Source organism: Bacteroides stercorirosoris, assembly GCF_900142015.1.
Classification (GTDB): Bacteria; Bacteroidota; Bacteroidia; order Bacteroidales; family Bacteroidaceae; genus Bacteroides; species Bacteroides stercorirosoris.
Genome location: NZ_FQZN01000006.1, coordinates 72,461 through 89,779, shown reverse-complemented (window position 1 = coordinate 89,779; position 17,319 = coordinate 72,461). Strand labels below are relative to the sequence as shown.

Genomic DNA, 17,319 nt, shown 5'->3' with positions numbered 1-17,319 from the left:
TTAATTGGCTGCGCATTTATCGGGTGCAACAATTAATATTTAATATTTAATACTTAACATCTACTATTATGATAAGTCCATTAGCATTTGTAGATTCTGCCGCAAAGCTCGGCAAGAATGTAACGGTTCAGCCTTTCGCATATATCGAAGGCGACGTAGAGGTTGGCGACGACTGTATAATTATGTCCGGTGCGCGCATTCTCGCAGGTACTCGCATGGGACAAGGCAATAAAGTGCATCATGGCGCTGTGCTTGGCACTACCCCGCAGGATTTCCACTACACGGGCGAAAAGAGTCTGTTGATTATCGGTGACAGGAATGACATCCGCGAAAATGTAGTCGTAAGCCGTGCTACCCACGAGGGTGACGCAACCCGCATTGGCAATGACAACTACCTCATGGATGGTGTACACCTCTGCCACGACGTGCAAATCGGCAACCATTGCGTGATAGGACTCAAAACCATCTTAGCCGGTGATTGCCGCGTAAACGACTACACGATTCTGAGCAGCAACGTCATTCTGCAACAGAAGTGCAACATCGGAAGTTGGGTACTGATACAATCAGGATGCCGCATTGCAAAAGATGTCCCACCGTATATTATCATGAATGGTAACCCGGCAGAATATCATGGCATCAATGCCATTGTGCTGCAACACAAGCATCAGGTTTCCGAACGCATCCTGCGCCATATCGTAAATGCTTACCGATTGATTTATCAAGGCAATTTCAGCATCCACGATGCCTTACAGAAGATTGAAGACCAAGTGCCGATGAGTGATGAGATACACAATATCATCAACTTCGTGCGGGATTCCAAAGGGATTGTGAGATAAAGGATATTCTTCCGAATAAGAGGAAGAGAGTGTGTCATTCGCCCGCACATAGCGCAGCACTGTTGACACAGTCTCTTCTTTTTTTGTTATCTTCGCAGCACTTACCCATGCTGATTATGAAAAAGATTATGAGAAAGAAAAGTAGAAAACAAAAGAACAGTAAGAGCCAACTGATGCTACTGATACTCCTTATGGTATGCGGCATCATCACCGCCTACCAGACTACAAACTCTAAGGAAGACGCCATAAACAATAAACCCATAGAAACCGTCTCCCCAAGCACCCTCCAAAACTCTGACATCTACATCAAGCAGACCACCGCCACCGGTACTCCCGAAATACTGCTGCAACGCACCGGCTACCTCGTATCCTATAACTCCAACACCCGCATTGCCAACTGGGTAGCCTGGAAGCTGACTCCCGAACGTATAGAAGGAAATACCGGACGCACTGACAACTTCCACCCCGACCCCGACCTGCCTAAAAGTAAAGCCGTCACCACACAAGACTACAAAGGTAGCGGCTGGGACCGCGGACACCTCTGTCCGGCAGGAGACAACAAATGGAGCCGCCAAGCCATGATAGAAAGTTTCTATATGACTAACATCTGCCCCCAACACCACAACCTGAACCGGGGCGACTGGAACGAACTGGAACAAAAATGCCGCAAATGGGTAAAGAAAGACAGTTGCCTGTACATCGTAGCCGGGCCTATCTTCTACGACCGGAAACCTCAGACCATAGGCGGACATAAAGTTGCCGTGCCGGATGCTTTCTTCAAGGTGATACTCTCCCTGCACAAGAAGCCGAAAGCCATCGGTTTTATCTATAAAAATAACGAAGGGAATAATCCGCTGGATTCTTATGTGAACACTGTGGATGAAGTGGAACGGATAACCGGGATAGACTTCTTCCCCGCCCTTCCTGATGATATAGAAAGAGCGGTAGAAGCAAGCTATAATTTGAAAGACTGGAAATAACCAGAGTCTTCCGAAAGAGTATACACAATTTTATTCGAAGTTCAGCGTTCCGAAAAATTCGGGACGATGGAAATCCGGCTTTTCCACCCCAATGGGATTCCAGGAGAGGAAGTGGGGAGTCTGCAAGTTATCACCGCATTTATAGAAGTTGGCACGGATTGCCTTTCCATCAAGATTAGTGAGCTGATGCTTGAAGAAAGCGGAATAAGGAATGACTAATGCAAGTTCCCAGTTACACTCTCCTATCCGTTCTTCAAAGGACTCGCGTCCCAGAGAGGACCAACGTTGCACTTTATCCATCACTTCCTGCGGAGCGTGTTCACGGTTATTGCGTCCGGCACCGGCACCGATCAGAAGGGTTCCGACACAATTACATTCCACATTATAGTAAATCCCGTCTCCGGCAGGGATAGAGAAGAACTCCACACAGGCATCTTCCCACACAGCGCCATTATCTCCGGCAGCTACGGCACGCACACTGGCTTCCTTCACTTTATAATGCAACAGAATGGCATCATCCGTATGGGCAATGCGGAATTGCACTTCCGGTTTATAGGGATACGCTTCCCAATTTACGGTGTTAACCGACTGAAAAGGAACCTTTTCTTCGTCAAGCAAAGCAGGGACATTTTCTACTGACACATTGGCCAGGCTTACTTTCTTTACATTCAACTCTTTCATTTCTTTCTTTTGGGGGTTAGTTGCAGACAAGGAGGAAATACAAAGCAGAGCAATCAACAGGGCTACAGATTTCCGCAAAGAGTCCGCAAAGGTTCTTTTATTCATATGTTAGTACTAATGTTTTTCTTTTTTGTAGGGGTATGAATCTTTTCACCACAGAGTAACACAGAGTCTCACAGAGTTTAATCAATTTGAAATCAAAAGAATAGAACTCCGTGAGACTCTGTGTTACTCTGTGGTGAAAACTCATTTCTGCACTGCTATGAGCCCCAGCCACCTTATCCCAACGAAGCCTTGATAAACTCCTGCATCTCCGGCGTATGTTCCTCCGCGCTCTGCAACAGTTTGAACTGCGCCTTCGTGCGCACAAGGTTGTGTTCGGGATATTTAGTCTTATAATAGGTATCACCGTTAATATAATCCGCCAGGAAGCGTACACACTGCATATAGGGGAATAATGCGGCCGCATACGGCAAGTTCTCAATCTCCAGCGGGAGCAGGAAGACCTTCGCCGATTCCAGATACCCCTTCGCAAATGCCTTGAAGATTTCCATGTTGAAGTTCACATTATCCAGATTCTCGTCATCCTCGGCACCGGTATTGGCAGCGGAACGGAGGAAATCACCGAAATCGGAGAAGATGAAGTTAGGCATCACAGTGTCAAGGTCGATTACGCAAAGCACCTTACCGTCTTCATCGAACATCATATTGTTCACCTTCGTATCGCAGTGACACACACGTTTAGGCAATTTGCCTTCGCGGTACAGCCGTTCACCCTTGCACATCTCGTCCGCACGCTTCTCTATCTCATCCAGATAATACTGCACTTCCTTCACGCGGCCTACGGCATCCGCTGCCACCGCATCACGAAGCTGTTTCAAACGGAACTCCATGTTATGGAAATCGGGAATCGTTTCGCCCAATGTATCGGGAATATCTGCGAGCATCGCCTGGAAATTGCCGAAAGCCACACCGGCATAATAAGAATATTCGGCATCCACCGTCTCGTATGTCTTCGCATTGGGGATGAATGTCATGATACGCCAATAATTTTCACCGTCATACCAGTAGGTTTTCCCCGTATCGGCAGGAATAAACGAGAGCACTTTACGGTCGATGTCGTCCGCGCCCTGCTCTGTCAGCTTCTTACGGATGTGGCGGGTAACGGCCTCAATATTAGCCTGCAACATCTCTACATTCTGGAAGATGGCATGATTGATACGTTGCAATACATAATCGGGGGCATCTGCTTCGAGAGTAGTCACTTTGTACGTGTCATTAATCAGTCCGCTGCCCAAAGGTTGAATTTCGTTAACTGTACCCTTCGTATTGAAATGAGATACAATAGATTGGAGGTTATTCATGATATTTAATAATAGATTTAAAATTGTTATGCAAATATACGCCTTCCATATTAATGCAAAAGTCCAAATTCGTCCGGCAAACGCCCAAAAATATACATTTCGGCAGACATAACCATAAAAATCAGGCAATAAACTTCCCCCTTTTGAGCAAAACGCCCTATATTTGTGTTTGAAACCTTAAAATACCGGAGGAAAAGTGCAAAAGTTTATCAGAACGCTGTTACTTGCTTTAGTAAGCATAGTTGCGGCAAACCTACACAGCCAGAATATTACTTTCAATCATCTGACCACCGATGACGGTTTATCACAGTTCAGCGTCAACAGCTTGTACATCGATGAGAACGGCGTCTTGTGGATTGCCACGCGCGAAGGTTTGAACCGCTACAACGGCAATGATATCCAGACTTACAAACTGAGCAAGAACGATCCCTACAGCCTTTTCTGCAACACCGTGCTGCGCATAACGGGAGACCAGAACGGAAAAATCTATCTGCTTTGCACCGAAGGAGTCGCCCAGTTCGACCTGACCAACCAACGATTCACCACCCTGCTGCAAGGAAACATCAACAGCATATACTACAAAAACGGCCTTTTCATCGGAAAAAAGAACGAGATATACCGCTACAACGAACAAACCGACAACTTCGACCTTTACTATCAGATGGCAGGAGAAAACATCGAAATATCCTGTATGTTCGAGGACAAAGGCGAGATGTGGATAGGAACCGCCAGCGAGGGAGTGTTCAGACTAAAACTGGACGGACACCAACTGACGCACCCCATCGACAAAGGAAATATCACCAGCATCTATCAGGACAACGCAGGCGAACTGTGGATAGGCAGTTGGGAGAAAGGTCTCTTCCGGGTGAAAACGGATGGAAGCATCGAGAACCTGCGCAACGACCCGGCAAATCCGCGCAGCCTGTCTTCCGACTTCGTGAGAGCCTGTTGTGAGGACAACCTCGGTAATATATGGATAGGGACATTCAACGGACTGAACCGCTACAACAAATCGACAGGCATCTTCCAGAACCATACCGCAGATGACACACAGAATGAAGGGCTTACCCACTCCTCCATCTGGTGCATCGTGAAAGACAACCAGGGAACACTGTGGCTGGGAACTTATTTCGGCGGTGTCAACTACTTCAATCCCGAATACGAAATCTACACCAGCTATCGGGTGTCCAGAAACGAGAAAGAAGGCCTGAGCAATCCCATCGTAGGACGTACCATCGAAGACAAGAACGGTAATCTGTGGATTGGTACGGAAGGCGGCGGACTGAACTTCTACAACCGACGCACGCGGGAGTTCAAGTGGTATCTTGCCGGACAAGGGCACAACAGCATCTCCCACAGCAACGTGAAAGCCCTCTATTACGACTCCGACAAAGAAATCATCTGGATAGGCACCCACCTCGGCGGACTGAACAAGCTGGATATCCGCACAGGCACATTCACCCACTACCTCATGGAAGAAGATAATCCGGAGACTCTTCCGTCGAACATCGTCCGGGACATAACGCCTTACCAAGACCAGCTGATCATCGCCACACAGAATGGCGTATGCCTGTTCAACCCCCAAAGCGGAAAGTGCCGGCAACTCTTCAAAGACAGCAAAGAAGGACGCAAGATAGTCATGGTGGCCGACCTGGAGATGGACAACAACGGCACTCTCTGGATTGCCGCCACAGGCGAAGGCGTATTCACCTACCGCTTCGACACGAACAAGCTGACCAACTACCGCCACGACGTGACACACCCGCACAGCCTCAGCAACAACAACGTGAACAACATCATGCAGGATAGCCAGGGCAACCTGTGGTTCTCCACCTCAGGCAGTGGTCTCGACCTGTATCGCCCTGCAACGAATGACTTCGAGAACTTCGACAAAGAATCGAACGGGCTCGTCAGCGATTGCATCTACGACACGCAAGAGTCGCCTATGAGCGGCAAACTGATACTTACCACCAATCAGGGCTTCTCCATCTTCGACCAGAAGGCGGGGAAATTCCAGAACTACAGCGTAGAGAACGGTTTCCCGCTGACAGCCGTCAACGAAAATGCCCTTTGCGTTACGCGCGACGGCGAGATTTTCCTCGGAGGCACGCAAGGCATGCTTTCCTTCAACGAGCTGGAACTCAACTTCACCCCGAAGCCTTATAAAATCATTCTTTCACGCCTCATCGTGAACGGTTCCGAAGTGAAGGTTTCCGATGAAACGGGCATTTTAACGCAATCCCTGTGCCATACGCAAGAAATTACGCTGGATGCCAACCAGACGATGTTCAGCATCGAATTCGCCACCTCCAACTATGTGGCGGCCAACAAAGACGACATCATCTATAAGCTGGAGGGTTTCTCCGACGACTGGAACAGTACGCGCGGACAGCCCATGATTACCTATACCAACCTGAACGCAGGCACCTACAACCTGCTCATCAAGCCCCGAGGCAAAGAAGAGTCCCTCTGCCCGCAGGTGCATCTCACCATCCACGTACTTCCGCCTTACTACAAGACACCTCTCGCCTATCTCATTTATCTGATAGTGACGGGCATCCTGCTGTGGTATCTGGTCAAAACCTACAAATCGAGAATCAAGCTGCGTGAGTCGTTGAAGTACGAACAGAAGCACATACAAGATGTGGAAGCCCTGAACCAGTCGAAACTGCGCTTCTTCACCAACATCTCGCACGAGTTCCGCACTCCGCTCACGCTCATCGTGTCGCAAGTGGAAACCCTGATGCAGTTGCAAAACTTCACACCCACCATCTATAATAAGATATTAAGCATCTACCAGAACAGCATACAGCTACGCGAACTCATCACCGAACTCCTCGACTTCCGCAAACAGGAACAGGGACACATGAAGGTGAAAGTCAGTCCGCACAACATCGTGCATTTCCTTTACGAGAATTATCTGATTTTCATGGAGTACGCCAGCAGCAAGCAGATCAACTTCAAATTTGAGAAGGACACCGAAAGCCTCGAAGTGTGGTACGACCAGAAGCAGATGCAGAAAGTCATCAACAACCTATTGTCCAATGCCATCAAGCACACCCAGGCCGAAGATACCATCACCCTCAGCATCACCACCGAAGGCAACGAAGCCGTGATTCGCGTCACAGACACCGGCAGCGGCATCGACGCCAAAGAAATTGACAAGATATTCGACCGCTTCTATCAGACCGAACAGATGGACAGCCTGAGCCGTGGCGCCGGTACGGGCATCGGACTGGCACTTACGAAAGGCATCGTCGAACTTCACCACGGCAGCATCCGGGTAGAGAGCGAGTTGGGCAAAGGCAGCAGTTTCATCGTCCGCCTGCAATTGGGGAATGCCCGGTTCACCGCCGAAGAAATCAGCAAGAAGACCGAAACCATGCAACAGATAGAGCAGCCCCAGACAGCGGAAATAGACGCTTCGCTCAAAGCCGAACTGGAAGAGAACGCCCCGATAAAACGTATGTCGGACGTCAAGATGGTCATCGTAGAAGACAACGACTCCATCCGCGAGATGCTGGCAAACATCTTCCGCCCCTTCTACCAGGTGCTGACAGCCGCTGACGGTGAAGAAGGTCTGGAACTGATACAGAAGGAAATGCCGAACATCGTGGTAAGCGACGTGGTAATGCCCCGGATGTCCGGCACGGAACTCTGCAAGCAAGTAAAGAACGACTTCAACACCTGCCACATCCCGGTGGTATTGCTCACCGCACGCACCGCCGTAGAGCAGAACATCGAAGGCCTGCGCATCGGCGCGGACGATTACATCACCAAGCCGTTCAACACGAACCTGCTGATTTCCCGTTGCAACAACCTGGTGAACTCACGCATCCTCCTGCAAGAGAAGTTCAGCAAGCAACCGCAGGCATACGCGCAGATGCTGGCGACCAACCCGATAGACAAGGACATCCTGGACCGTGCCATCGCCATCATCGAGAAGCACCTGGACGATACGGAGTTCAACGTCAACGTCTTTGCCCGCGAAATGGCCATGGCGCGCACCAACCTGTTCACCAAGCTGAAAGCCATCACCGGACAGACACCGAACGACTTCATCCTCACCATCCGCCTGAAAAAAGGCGCCCTGATGCTGCGCAACAACCCGGAACTGAACATCACTGAGATATCGGACAAGATCGGTTTCAGCTCTTCGCGCTACTTCTCGAAGTGTTTCAAAGATGTATATCAGGTCAGTCCGCTTGCCTACCGCAAGGGAGAAGACGCCGACAAAGAGGAGAAAAACGAAGAAGACGAAGAGGGTTGACGAAGCGCTTAAATGTTCCACTCCGTTCCACCGAATTGAAACAAAAGATTCTCCCTTGAGAAACAAAACTTTCTTGCCTAAGGAACAAGAGTTTCTCTCCTAAGAAACAGACGTTCCAATACGGTGGAACAGAAGTGCCACTGCCATGAAACGGGATTGGCCATAGATTCGCCCTCATTACGACATTGAATTTTGTACATTTTCGCCCTTCTCCTGTACTTCATTATACACATAATCCGGAGAAAGCCGTTACCTTTGACCTCAGAAATAACAATCTAAAGTCAAAGAACTATGAAACAATTCTCCCCTTTATGGACTCTTCTTCCGGGTGCCGCCCTGATAGCAGGATGTGGAAATCCCTCGAAAAAAGAAGCCACTGACAACAATTCCCGTCAGAAACCCAACGTGATATATCTGATTGCCGACGACCTCGGCATCGGCGACCTGAGTTGCTACGGCGCTACCAAGATAAGTACTCCCAACATCGACCGCCTTGCCGGACAAGGCGTGCAATTTACCAATGCCTACGCCACTTCCTCCACCAGCACCCCCTCCCGCTTCGGCCTGTTGACGGGTATGTATCCCTGGCGGCAGGAGAACACCGGCATCGCTCCGGGCAACTCGGAACTTATCATCGACACAGCCTGCGTCACCATGGCCGATATGTTCCGGACAGAAGGTTATGCCACCGGAGCCGTAGGCAAATGGCATCTGGGACTCGGCCCTAAAGGCGGCACCGACTTCAACCATCTTATCAAGCCGAACACCCAGGATATCGGGTTTGATTACGAATACATCATCCCCGCCACCGTAGACCGCGTACCTTGCGTATTCGTTGAGAACGGCCACGTCGTAGGCTTAGACCCCAACGACCCCATTACCGTGAACTATCACCACAAAGTTGGCGACTGGCCCACCGGACTTGAAAACCCGGAACTCGTGAAACTGAAGCCCAGCCAGGGACATAACAATACGATTGTGAATGGTATTCCCCGTATCGGTTGGATGACCGGCGGTAAATCCGCCCTTTGGGTGGACGAGGACATTGCCGACGTCATCACCGGCAAAGCCAAAGATTTCATCGTGAATCATAAGAGCGAACCTTTCTTCTTATATATGGGCACGCAAGACGTACACGTTCCCCGCGTACCCCATCCCCGTTTTGCCGGAAAGAGCGGCATGGGTACCCGCGGCGACGTAATCCTGCAACTGGACTGGACTGTGGGTGAGATTATGAATACTCTGGACAGTCTGAACCTTGCGGATAACACTATCTTTGTATTCTGTAGTGATAACGGCCCTGTCATTGACGACGGTTACCAGGATCAGGCTCTCGAACTGCTGAACGGTCATACTCCCATGAAGCAATACCGTGGTGGAAAGTACAGTGCCTATGAAGCCGGAACACGTATTCCCTTTATTGTACGTTGGCCTGCCGGTATTCAGCCCTGCAAACAGCAAGCTTTATTCTCTATGATCGATGTATATGCTTCTTTAGCCGCGTTACTGGATCATCCGCTTACACCTGCAACCGTTGCTCCCGACAGCCGCGATCAGTTAAGCACTTTCCTCGGAAAAGACAATACCGGATGCGACTATGTAGTACAGCAGAATCTGAACAACACTTTGTCCATCATTCAAGGAACATGGAAGTATATCGAGCCGAGTGACAAGCCCGCCATCGAGTACTGGACCAAAATGGAGTTAGGGAACAACCCGCAACCTCAACTGTACAATATTTCCATAGATCCGTCGGAGAAAAACAATGTGGCGGCAGCACATCCTGAGACGGTAAAAGCCCTCTCCGAACTACTGGAAGAGGTGAAGGCCGGAAGGAATCAGGAAACAAGGTAAAGAATCGTACAGAAGAGCGATTCTTTATCAGGAATGTACAAATTCGTACTTTTTGCGAACTATTAACTAAAGTCGTCTCCTGCGCAATCGCATACATTTGCATTGTGATTCGAGTCTTAATAATGAGAAAGAAGAACCTTTTTAATAACTAATTAATTTAATATTTATGAAACAGAAAGTAACCTTAATGCTATTGGCCGCTTTTCTTTGCTTCGTATCAGGCGTACAAGCACAGACAGGAGGTCAAGTTACAGGTAAAGTTGTCGATGCTATGGGAGAAGTTCCCGGAGTCAGCGTCGTCGTGAAAGGAACTACTAACGGAACCATTACCGGTATTGATGGAAGCTTCCAAATTAGTAATGTGAAATCCACCGACATTCTGCAATTCTCTTTTATAGGTTATAAAACCCAGGAGATCAAAGTCGGTGACCAAAAGACTATCAACGTAACATTGGTAGAAGATGCACAGGCACTGGACGAAGTGGTAGTTGTCGGCTATCAGGAAGTTCGCAAAGCCGACTTGATCGGTTCTGTGGGCAAAGCGAACATGAAAGACTTGTTGAGCGCTCCCGTAGCTTCATTCGACCAAGCCCTTGGCGGACGTATTGCCGGAGTAAACGTTACTTCCGGTGAAGGTATGCCGGGCGCTACGATGAACATTACAATTCGTGGTAACAACTCATTGACACAGGACAATACCCCGCTTTACATCATTGACGGATTTCAGGCGGAAGACCCGGCCATGGCAGCTGCTATCAACCCCAATGATATCGAATCAACCAATATATTAAAAGATGCGTCTGCCACAGCAATCTACGGTTCACGTGGTGCCAACGGTGTTGTCGTAATTACCACCAAGCAAGGAAAGATTGGTAAGCCGCAAATCACCTATGACGGTAGCTTTGGTTTCTCCCAAGTAACAAAGACACTGGACATGATGAGCGGTTATGAATTCGTAAAATTACAGAATGAAATTGAGCCTACCCGCACAGCCGAACGCTACTTCATGAACTACGAGGGAAAGCAATGGACACTTGACGACTACCGCAACGTAGCGGAAGCCAATTGGCAGGATGAAGTATTCCGTACAGCGTGGTCACAAAACCACAATGTCCGTCTGACTGGTGGCTCGGAAGGCGTGCGTTACAATGCTTCAGTTTCTTACTACGGTCAGGACGGTATCTTGCTGGAAACCGACTACGAACGCCTGCAAGCCCGTATGAATACGATGGTTAAACGTAACAAGCTAACCATCAACCTGAATACGAACTACTCTCGTTCCATTCAATCCGGTAGTTCACCTTCATCGACTTCATACTCCGGTATGAACAACCTTTTCTATAGTGTCTGGGGTTATCGCCCTGTGGCTTATCCTAACGGCACATTAGATGCTCTGCGCAATGAATTGATTGACCCGGGAACTGTGGAAGATACCAACGACTATCGTTTTAACCCCATCCTGGACCTGGAAAATGCCTATCGCAAAAACTACACGAACAATCTGCAGATCAACGGATATGTTCAATACGAGTTTATCAAAGGCCTGAAACTGAAAGTAACCGGCGGTTACACTTACGACAATCGTCACACTGACATTTTCAACAACTCAAAGACCCGTTACGGCGGTCCCCGTTCTACTATGGGCGTAAATGCTGAAATCACACGTTCTGAACGCCTTACCTGGTTGAACGAAAACATTCTGACCTATCAGACAAACTGGAAAAACAAGCATTTCTTCAATACGATGCTGGGTACGACTTTACAAAATTCAGACTATGAAGTGTATGGTTACAGCACCCGCGATATTCCCAACGAGTCACTGGGTATGTCAGGCATGAGCCAAGGTACTATTAATACGACCAACTCCGGAAAATCTTCCTGGTCTATATTTTCTTACTTTGCGAATGCCAACTACAACTATATGTCTAAGTACTATGCAACGGTTTCATTCCGTGCAGACGGTTCTTCCAAGTTCAGCAAGAAAAACCGTTATGGTTATTTCCCTTCCGGTTCACTGGGATGGAGCTTCTCTGAAGAAAGCTTTATGGCAGATTACAAGAAATGGCTTTCCAGTGGTAAGCTGCGTCTGAGCTGGGGTCTCACAGGTAACAACCGTATCGGTGAATATGATCGTTACGCTCTTTTAGATATGATTCGCAGTCACCGCGAAACAGCCAGTATACCCAACACCGTATATCCGTTTAACAATGTATTGGAAACCGTTGGTGTAGCGGCTACCTCTTTGCCAAACGGAGACTTGAAGTGGGAAACTACAGAGCAATGGAACCTTGGTCTTGATTTAGGTTTCTTCAATGAGCGTATCAGCTTCACAATGGACCTGTACCGCAAAACCACCCGCGACCTGTTGCTGAATGCTACCTTACCTTATAGCTCGGGCTACACAACTGCCATGAAGAATGTAGGTAAAGTACGCAACGAAGGTATCGAGCTTACTCTGAATACGGTAAACATCGACTCCAAGAACTTTAAGTGGAGCACCAATTTCAATATCGCCTTTAATAAGAATAAAGTATTGGAACTGACAGAAGGTCAAACCAGCTTACTGAATACAGCATCATTCGACCAGAACTATAACAGCCAACCGAACTTCATTGCCAAGGTAGGTTATCCCATGGGTATGATGTATGGCTACATCTACGAAGGAACTTATAAATATGAAGATTTCGACAAATCGGGTAGCACTTATACACTAAAGGGCAACGTTCCCCACTTCTCAAGCGAAGCGAATACTCAACCGGGTATGCCGAAATATGCTGATTTGAACGGTGATGGAGTGATCAATGCCAACGACCGTACAATGATTGGCCGCGGTACCCCGATTCACACCGGTGGTTTCACCAACAACTTCGAATACAAAGGATTTGACCTGAATGTATTTTTCCAATGGAGTTATGGTAATGACGTTCTCAATGCCAACCGTCTTTTCTTTGAAAGCGGTTTCCAGACCAAGCGTGAATTGAACCAATATGCCAGCTACGCCAATCGCTGGACACCGGAAAATCCGAACAGCGACATTCCACGTGCCACCAACTCGGGCTCCAACTTAGTGATTTCCTCACGCGTGGTTGAAGATGGTTCATTCCTGCGTCTGAAGTCTGTAACACTGGGATATAATATTCCACAAACATTCTTGAGTAAATACAAGATAAGCAAAGCTCGTATTTATGTGGCTGCACAAAACTTATGGACTCTGACCGGTTATTCCGGCTACGACCCTGAAGTTTCTATCCGTAACAGCGCTCTGACACCGGGTCTGGACTACTCGTCTTATCCCCGCGCACTCTCAGTGAGCTTTGGTCTTAACTTAGGTTTTTAATACTTTAAAAATTACGCAATATGAAATCATTTAAAACAGCTATATTATCCCTCCTGGCCTGTCTGGCTGTGACTTCCTGCGACTTCCTGGAAAAGGAACCGTATGAATTGACACCTGAAACTTACTTCAACAATGAAGCGGAAGCCAACTCATACCTGACTTCTGTATATGCCCCACTGGCTTCTCAAAACTTCTACGGGAACCGCTACCTGCACTTGGTTGCAGGCGACGACTTGTCCCACTATGGTGGCGGACGTAATCCTGAATCAAGCGGCGTAATAGCCTGTAACAATGCTACTGCCAGTTCCCCCAACTTCAGCCAGCTTTGGATTACACTCTATGCCGGTATTGATCGCGCCAACACTTTCCTGGAAAACATCAGCAAGGTATCCGATCAGAATATCGACCCTAAAGTCCGCGAACAGTATCGTTCGGAAGCTCGCTTTCTCCGTGCATTCTATTATTTCACGCTGGTGCAAGGCTGGGGAGACGTACCTTTCAAAACCTCTTCTACACAAAGTGTGAACGGACTGAGCATCCCGCGCACGGATAAAGAGACTATTTACGACTTTATTGTAACGGAAATGGATGAGTGTGCCAATGGTTTATTGTCCGCATCTGACCTGAATTATACAGGACGTATCACAAAATCCGCAGCATGGGGTATTCTGGCACGTGTTTACTTGTTCCGTGCCGGTGAATATCATCGCAACCACACTACGCCTGATAATACCGCTATCCAGAATTACTTCCAGCAAGCCAGCACTTATGCGCAAAAGGTTATGGGGGAAGGACACAGTCTGGCACCTAATTATTGGGATGTATTCATCGATCTCTGCTCCAATCAATATAACACCACTGCCAATGAAAGCATTTGGGAAATAGAATTCAGCGGTACTTATAGTGCGGAAACACGTGCTGAAGGACGTATCGGAAACCTGATAGGTATTAACGCTCCGCGTATCGACACCCAAAGCATTATCGGACAGAAAGACCCCGGATATGGCTATGCTTTCTACCGCAGTACCCCTAAGCTCTATGAGTTGTATGAAGCTAATGGAGATATCGAACGCATGAACTGGAACATCGCTCCCTTCGAATATGTGCAACAAACCAGTGGACAAGGAGTGACAGGACGTAAATTCTTCTACGGAAAAATGGAAGAAGTGCGCGGTCAATACTGGGATAAATCCTATAGTTACGGTGAAGCACAGTTTGATAACAAAGGCGCCTATAATAATGTAGGTGATTATGAGCAAGCTGAATCTGTTGCCGCTAATAATAATTACTCTCGTCCCGGTGCAAAATACCGCCGTGAATATGAGTCACAGAATACGAAAAAGAATGCCAACTATACTTCTATCAACTTCCCGGTACTCCGCTACTCGGACGTGTTGTTGATGGTAGCAGAAGCTGAGAATGAAATCAATTCTACCCCGAACAAGTTGGCATATGATTGCCTGAATGCCGTGCGCGAACGTGCAGGAATCGATCTCTATGAAGAAGGAAGCCTTAACAAAGAGACATTCCGCCAGGCAGTGAAGGATGAGCGTGGCATGGAGCTTTGCTTTGAATACACCCGTCGTTATGACCTTATCCGCTGGGGCGAATATGTAAGCAATATGAATGCACTGGCATCACGCGCACAGCAGGGTGCAGGAGGCAATTGGACCGGTGGTGACACTTATAGCGTATGGACATTCTTCCAGATTACTGACGCATATAATTTCTTCCCGATTCCTGATACAGAGATGTCTGTAAATAATGCTATCACTCAGAACAATCCGGGTTGGTAATCAACTTTTAAACTATTAAAACGAATAAGATTATGAAATTAAATAGATTCTTAATAGCAGCCGGCATCGCAAGCCTCGCACTTGTTTCCTGCGAAAACGAGCTCGTTCAGGATGCCGAACTCAACGTGAATGTGGTAACTGATGACAACGTCAGCTTCGACGGTCAGACCATAACCGTGAAGAAAGGAAGTCCGGTGACATTCAATTTCAGTGGTGACCCTGATTTTCTTACTTTCTTCAGCGGTGAAGAGGGAAAGAAATACCAGTACAAGGACCGTATTACGGTAAACGAGGAAGAAATTGAAAGCTCTAATCTGGAGTTTACAATCACACCGCAATATGGCAATCCTGCCAATATACTAAGCATGTACATCGCCGATGATTTCCCCGGATTGGATAAGAAGAACTTTGAAGCAGACTCGGTACTGGTAGAACAACAGAATTGGAAAGAGTTAGTTCCTCAGGCTGAACTGCCACAGACTGTGAAAGTTCAAAAATATTCAGTGGACATGAAGTCTTATTTTGGAAAGAGAGTTGCCATTGCCATCTGCTATAGAGGACAGACTGCAACTGTGGCACAGACAAAGTTCACTTTCAACAATATGCAGATAGTCAACAAAATGTCAAGCGGACAACAAACTGCTTTAGCTGCCAATTCTTTTGGTTTCACTCCCATCAACATGTTGTACAAGCACAATCTTGCCGATCAGAAAGGTATGACTTCCAATCGTCCTTACGGCACAGTAACCAACAATACAAGTGGAATCTGGAACTTTAAAGATATGACTGCTTTCTTTATCCATAGTTCCAATGCCAACACTGCTCTGAAATATAGTTGGATAGTATCTAACCTGCTTGTTGTGAATGCATGTACCCCCGATGCCGGCACAAATATCAAGAATATAACCCAGAATTTGGATACATACAACTACACTTATGGAGAGCCTGGCACCTATACTGCCACATTTGTAGCAAACAATGGCAACTATAAACAACAAACCGGTGTGATACGTGAGTTCACAGTTAAAGTTGTGGAATAGTCCAAGTTCGTCGGACACAAAACTTCTAACCTTTATTATCAAATAAACAGACCTTAATCAATTTGATATGTATGAGGGAGAGGGACCGGGAGGTTCTTCTTCCTCTTTTTTTGTTAATCCACTAAAATAGCTACCTTTGCGGAGAATTGAACAAACAATTGATATGCAGAACCTTCTTCCCATCCATTTCGCCCCGTTGCAAGGTTACACCGAGGCCATCTACCGACAAGCACACGCACGCATATTCGGCGGTGTAGAGAGTTATTACAGTCCTTTCGTACGCGTGGAACGTGGAGAAATCCGTCGGAAAGACATGCGGGAGATTACTTCGGAGAACAACCGGGGAGTGAACCTCATTCCCCAACTCATAGCGCCGGATACGGACAAGATGGAGCAGATAATCGCCCTATTCATCGAGAAAGGATACAAGACAGCAGACATCAATCTGGGATGTCCCTTCCCCATCCTTGCCAAGCGGCACAATGGTTCGGGTATGTTGCCCTACCCCGAAGAAGTACGCAACTTGCTGACTACCGCTATAGAGAATCATCCCGATATGCAGTTCTCCGTAAAGATGCGACTGGGTTGGGAAAATCCGGAAGAATGCCTGGCTTTACTCCCCTTGCTGAACGAACTCCCCCTGACACACATCATCATGCATCCGCGACTGGGAAAGCAGCAATATAAAGGAGAGGTTGACCTGAAAGGGTTTGAAGCTTTCTATAACGAATGCCGCCATCCGCTGATTTATAACGGAGATTTGCTCACAACAGAAGGCATACATGCCATCAGCGAACGCTTTCCACACCTGGCGGGAGTCATGATAGGACGCGGATTACTTGCCAATCCGGCGCTGGCAGCGGAATATCAACAGGGACATCCGCTTTCTGAAAAAGAAATGCAAGAGAAACTCAGATTATTTCATGCAGATATATTTGCGCAATATGGCAATCTCCTTGAAGGAGGAGACAGGCAGTTGCTCATGAAGATGAAAAGCCTTTGGGAATATATGATGCCGGATGGAGACCGGAAAGCAAAGAAAGCCATTCATAAAGCCAATAAACTGGAAACTTATCAGACTGCGGTAAACAACTTACTAAAGTAAGATCAATTGAACCTATACAGAGGGGGCGTTACTCATGCAACGCCCCTCCTATTAAT

The 17,319-nt window shown here is 47.5% G+C and carries 10 protein-coding genes; 8 read left to right on the top strand and 2 right to left on the bottom strand.

The features are described 5' to 3' along the window. Window positions 1–68 precede the first annotated feature (68 nt). Both lpxA and BUC01_RS06235 read left to right on the top strand, forming a co-directional pair. Window positions 69–836 carry an acyl-ACP--UDP-N-acetylglucosamine O-acyltransferase gene (gene lpxA, locus BUC01_RS06240; RefSeq protein ID WP_025831246.1) on the top strand — a complete coding sequence of 256 codons (768 nt, stop codon included), beginning with the start codon at window positions 69–71 and terminating at the stop codon, window positions 834–836. Window positions 837–964: 128 nt separating this feature from the next. Then, window positions 965–1,816: a DNA/RNA non-specific endonuclease gene (locus BUC01_RS06235; protein ID WP_073313059.1), complete on the top strand. Its 852-nt coding sequence runs from the start codon at window positions 965–967 to the stop codon at window positions 1,814–1,816. Window positions 1,817–1,846: 30 nt separating this feature from the next. On the opposite strand, the gene BUC01_RS06230 is transcribed toward BUC01_RS06235, so the two are convergent. Both BUC01_RS06230 and BUC01_RS06225 read right to left on the bottom strand, forming a co-directional pair. After that, the gene (locus tag BUC01_RS06230; protein WP_317044890.1) at window positions 1,847–2,488 is read right to left on the bottom strand and encodes a carbohydrate-binding family 9-like protein; all 642 of its coding nucleotides are present in this window, start codon (window positions 2,486–2,488) and stop codon (window positions 1,847–1,849) included. Between the two features lie 287 nt (window positions 2,489–2,775). Then, a complete protein-coding gene (locus BUC01_RS06225) occupies window positions 2,776–3,861 on the bottom strand; it encodes a phosphotransferase enzyme family protein (RefSeq protein ID WP_073313058.1) in 1,086 nt (361 codons plus the stop codon). Between the two features lie 196 nt (window positions 3,862–4,057). On the opposite strand from BUC01_RS06225, the gene BUC01_RS06220 reads away from it, so the two are divergent. The 6 genes from BUC01_RS06220 to BUC01_RS06195 all read left to right on the top strand — a co-directional run bounded on the left by BUC01_RS06220 (window position 4,058) and on the right by BUC01_RS06195 (window position 17,263). Then, a complete protein-coding gene (locus tag BUC01_RS06220; protein ID WP_073313057.1) occupies window positions 4,058–8,131 on the top strand; it encodes a hybrid sensor histidine kinase/response regulator transcription factor in 4,074 nt (1,357 codons plus the stop codon). A 291-nt stretch (window positions 8,132–8,422) separates the two neighbouring features. Further along, window positions 8,423–9,985 (top strand): sulfatase family protein, encoded by a 1,563-nt coding sequence (locus BUC01_RS06215; RefSeq protein WP_073313056.1) that lies wholly within the window; start codon window positions 8,423–8,425, stop codon window positions 9,983–9,985. Between the two features lie 166 nt (window positions 9,986–10,151). Beyond that, the gene (locus tag BUC01_RS06210; RefSeq protein ID WP_025831243.1) at window positions 10,152–13,322 is read left to right on the top strand and encodes a SusC/RagA family TonB-linked outer membrane protein; all 3,171 of its coding nucleotides are present in this window, start codon (window positions 10,152–10,154) and stop codon (window positions 13,320–13,322) included. Window positions 13,323–13,342: 20 nt separating this feature from the next. Continuing rightward, window positions 13,343–15,118, top strand: a complete 1,776-nt coding sequence (locus BUC01_RS06205; protein ID WP_025831242.1) for a RagB/SusD family nutrient uptake outer membrane protein — start codon at window positions 13,343–13,345, stop codon at window positions 15,116–15,118. 32 nt (window positions 15,119–15,150) lie between these two features. Next, a complete protein-coding gene (locus BUC01_RS06200) occupies window positions 15,151–16,158 on the top strand; it encodes a DUF5017 domain-containing protein (protein ID WP_025831241.1) in 1,008 nt (335 codons plus the stop codon). A gap of 163 nt (window positions 16,159–16,321) precedes the next feature. Beyond that, window positions 16,322–17,263, top strand: coding sequence for a tRNA-dihydrouridine synthase family protein (locus BUC01_RS06195; protein WP_073313055.1), 942 nt, complete (start codon window positions 16,322–16,324; stop codon window positions 17,261–17,263). The last annotated feature ends 56 nt before the right edge of the window (window positions 17,264–17,319 follow it).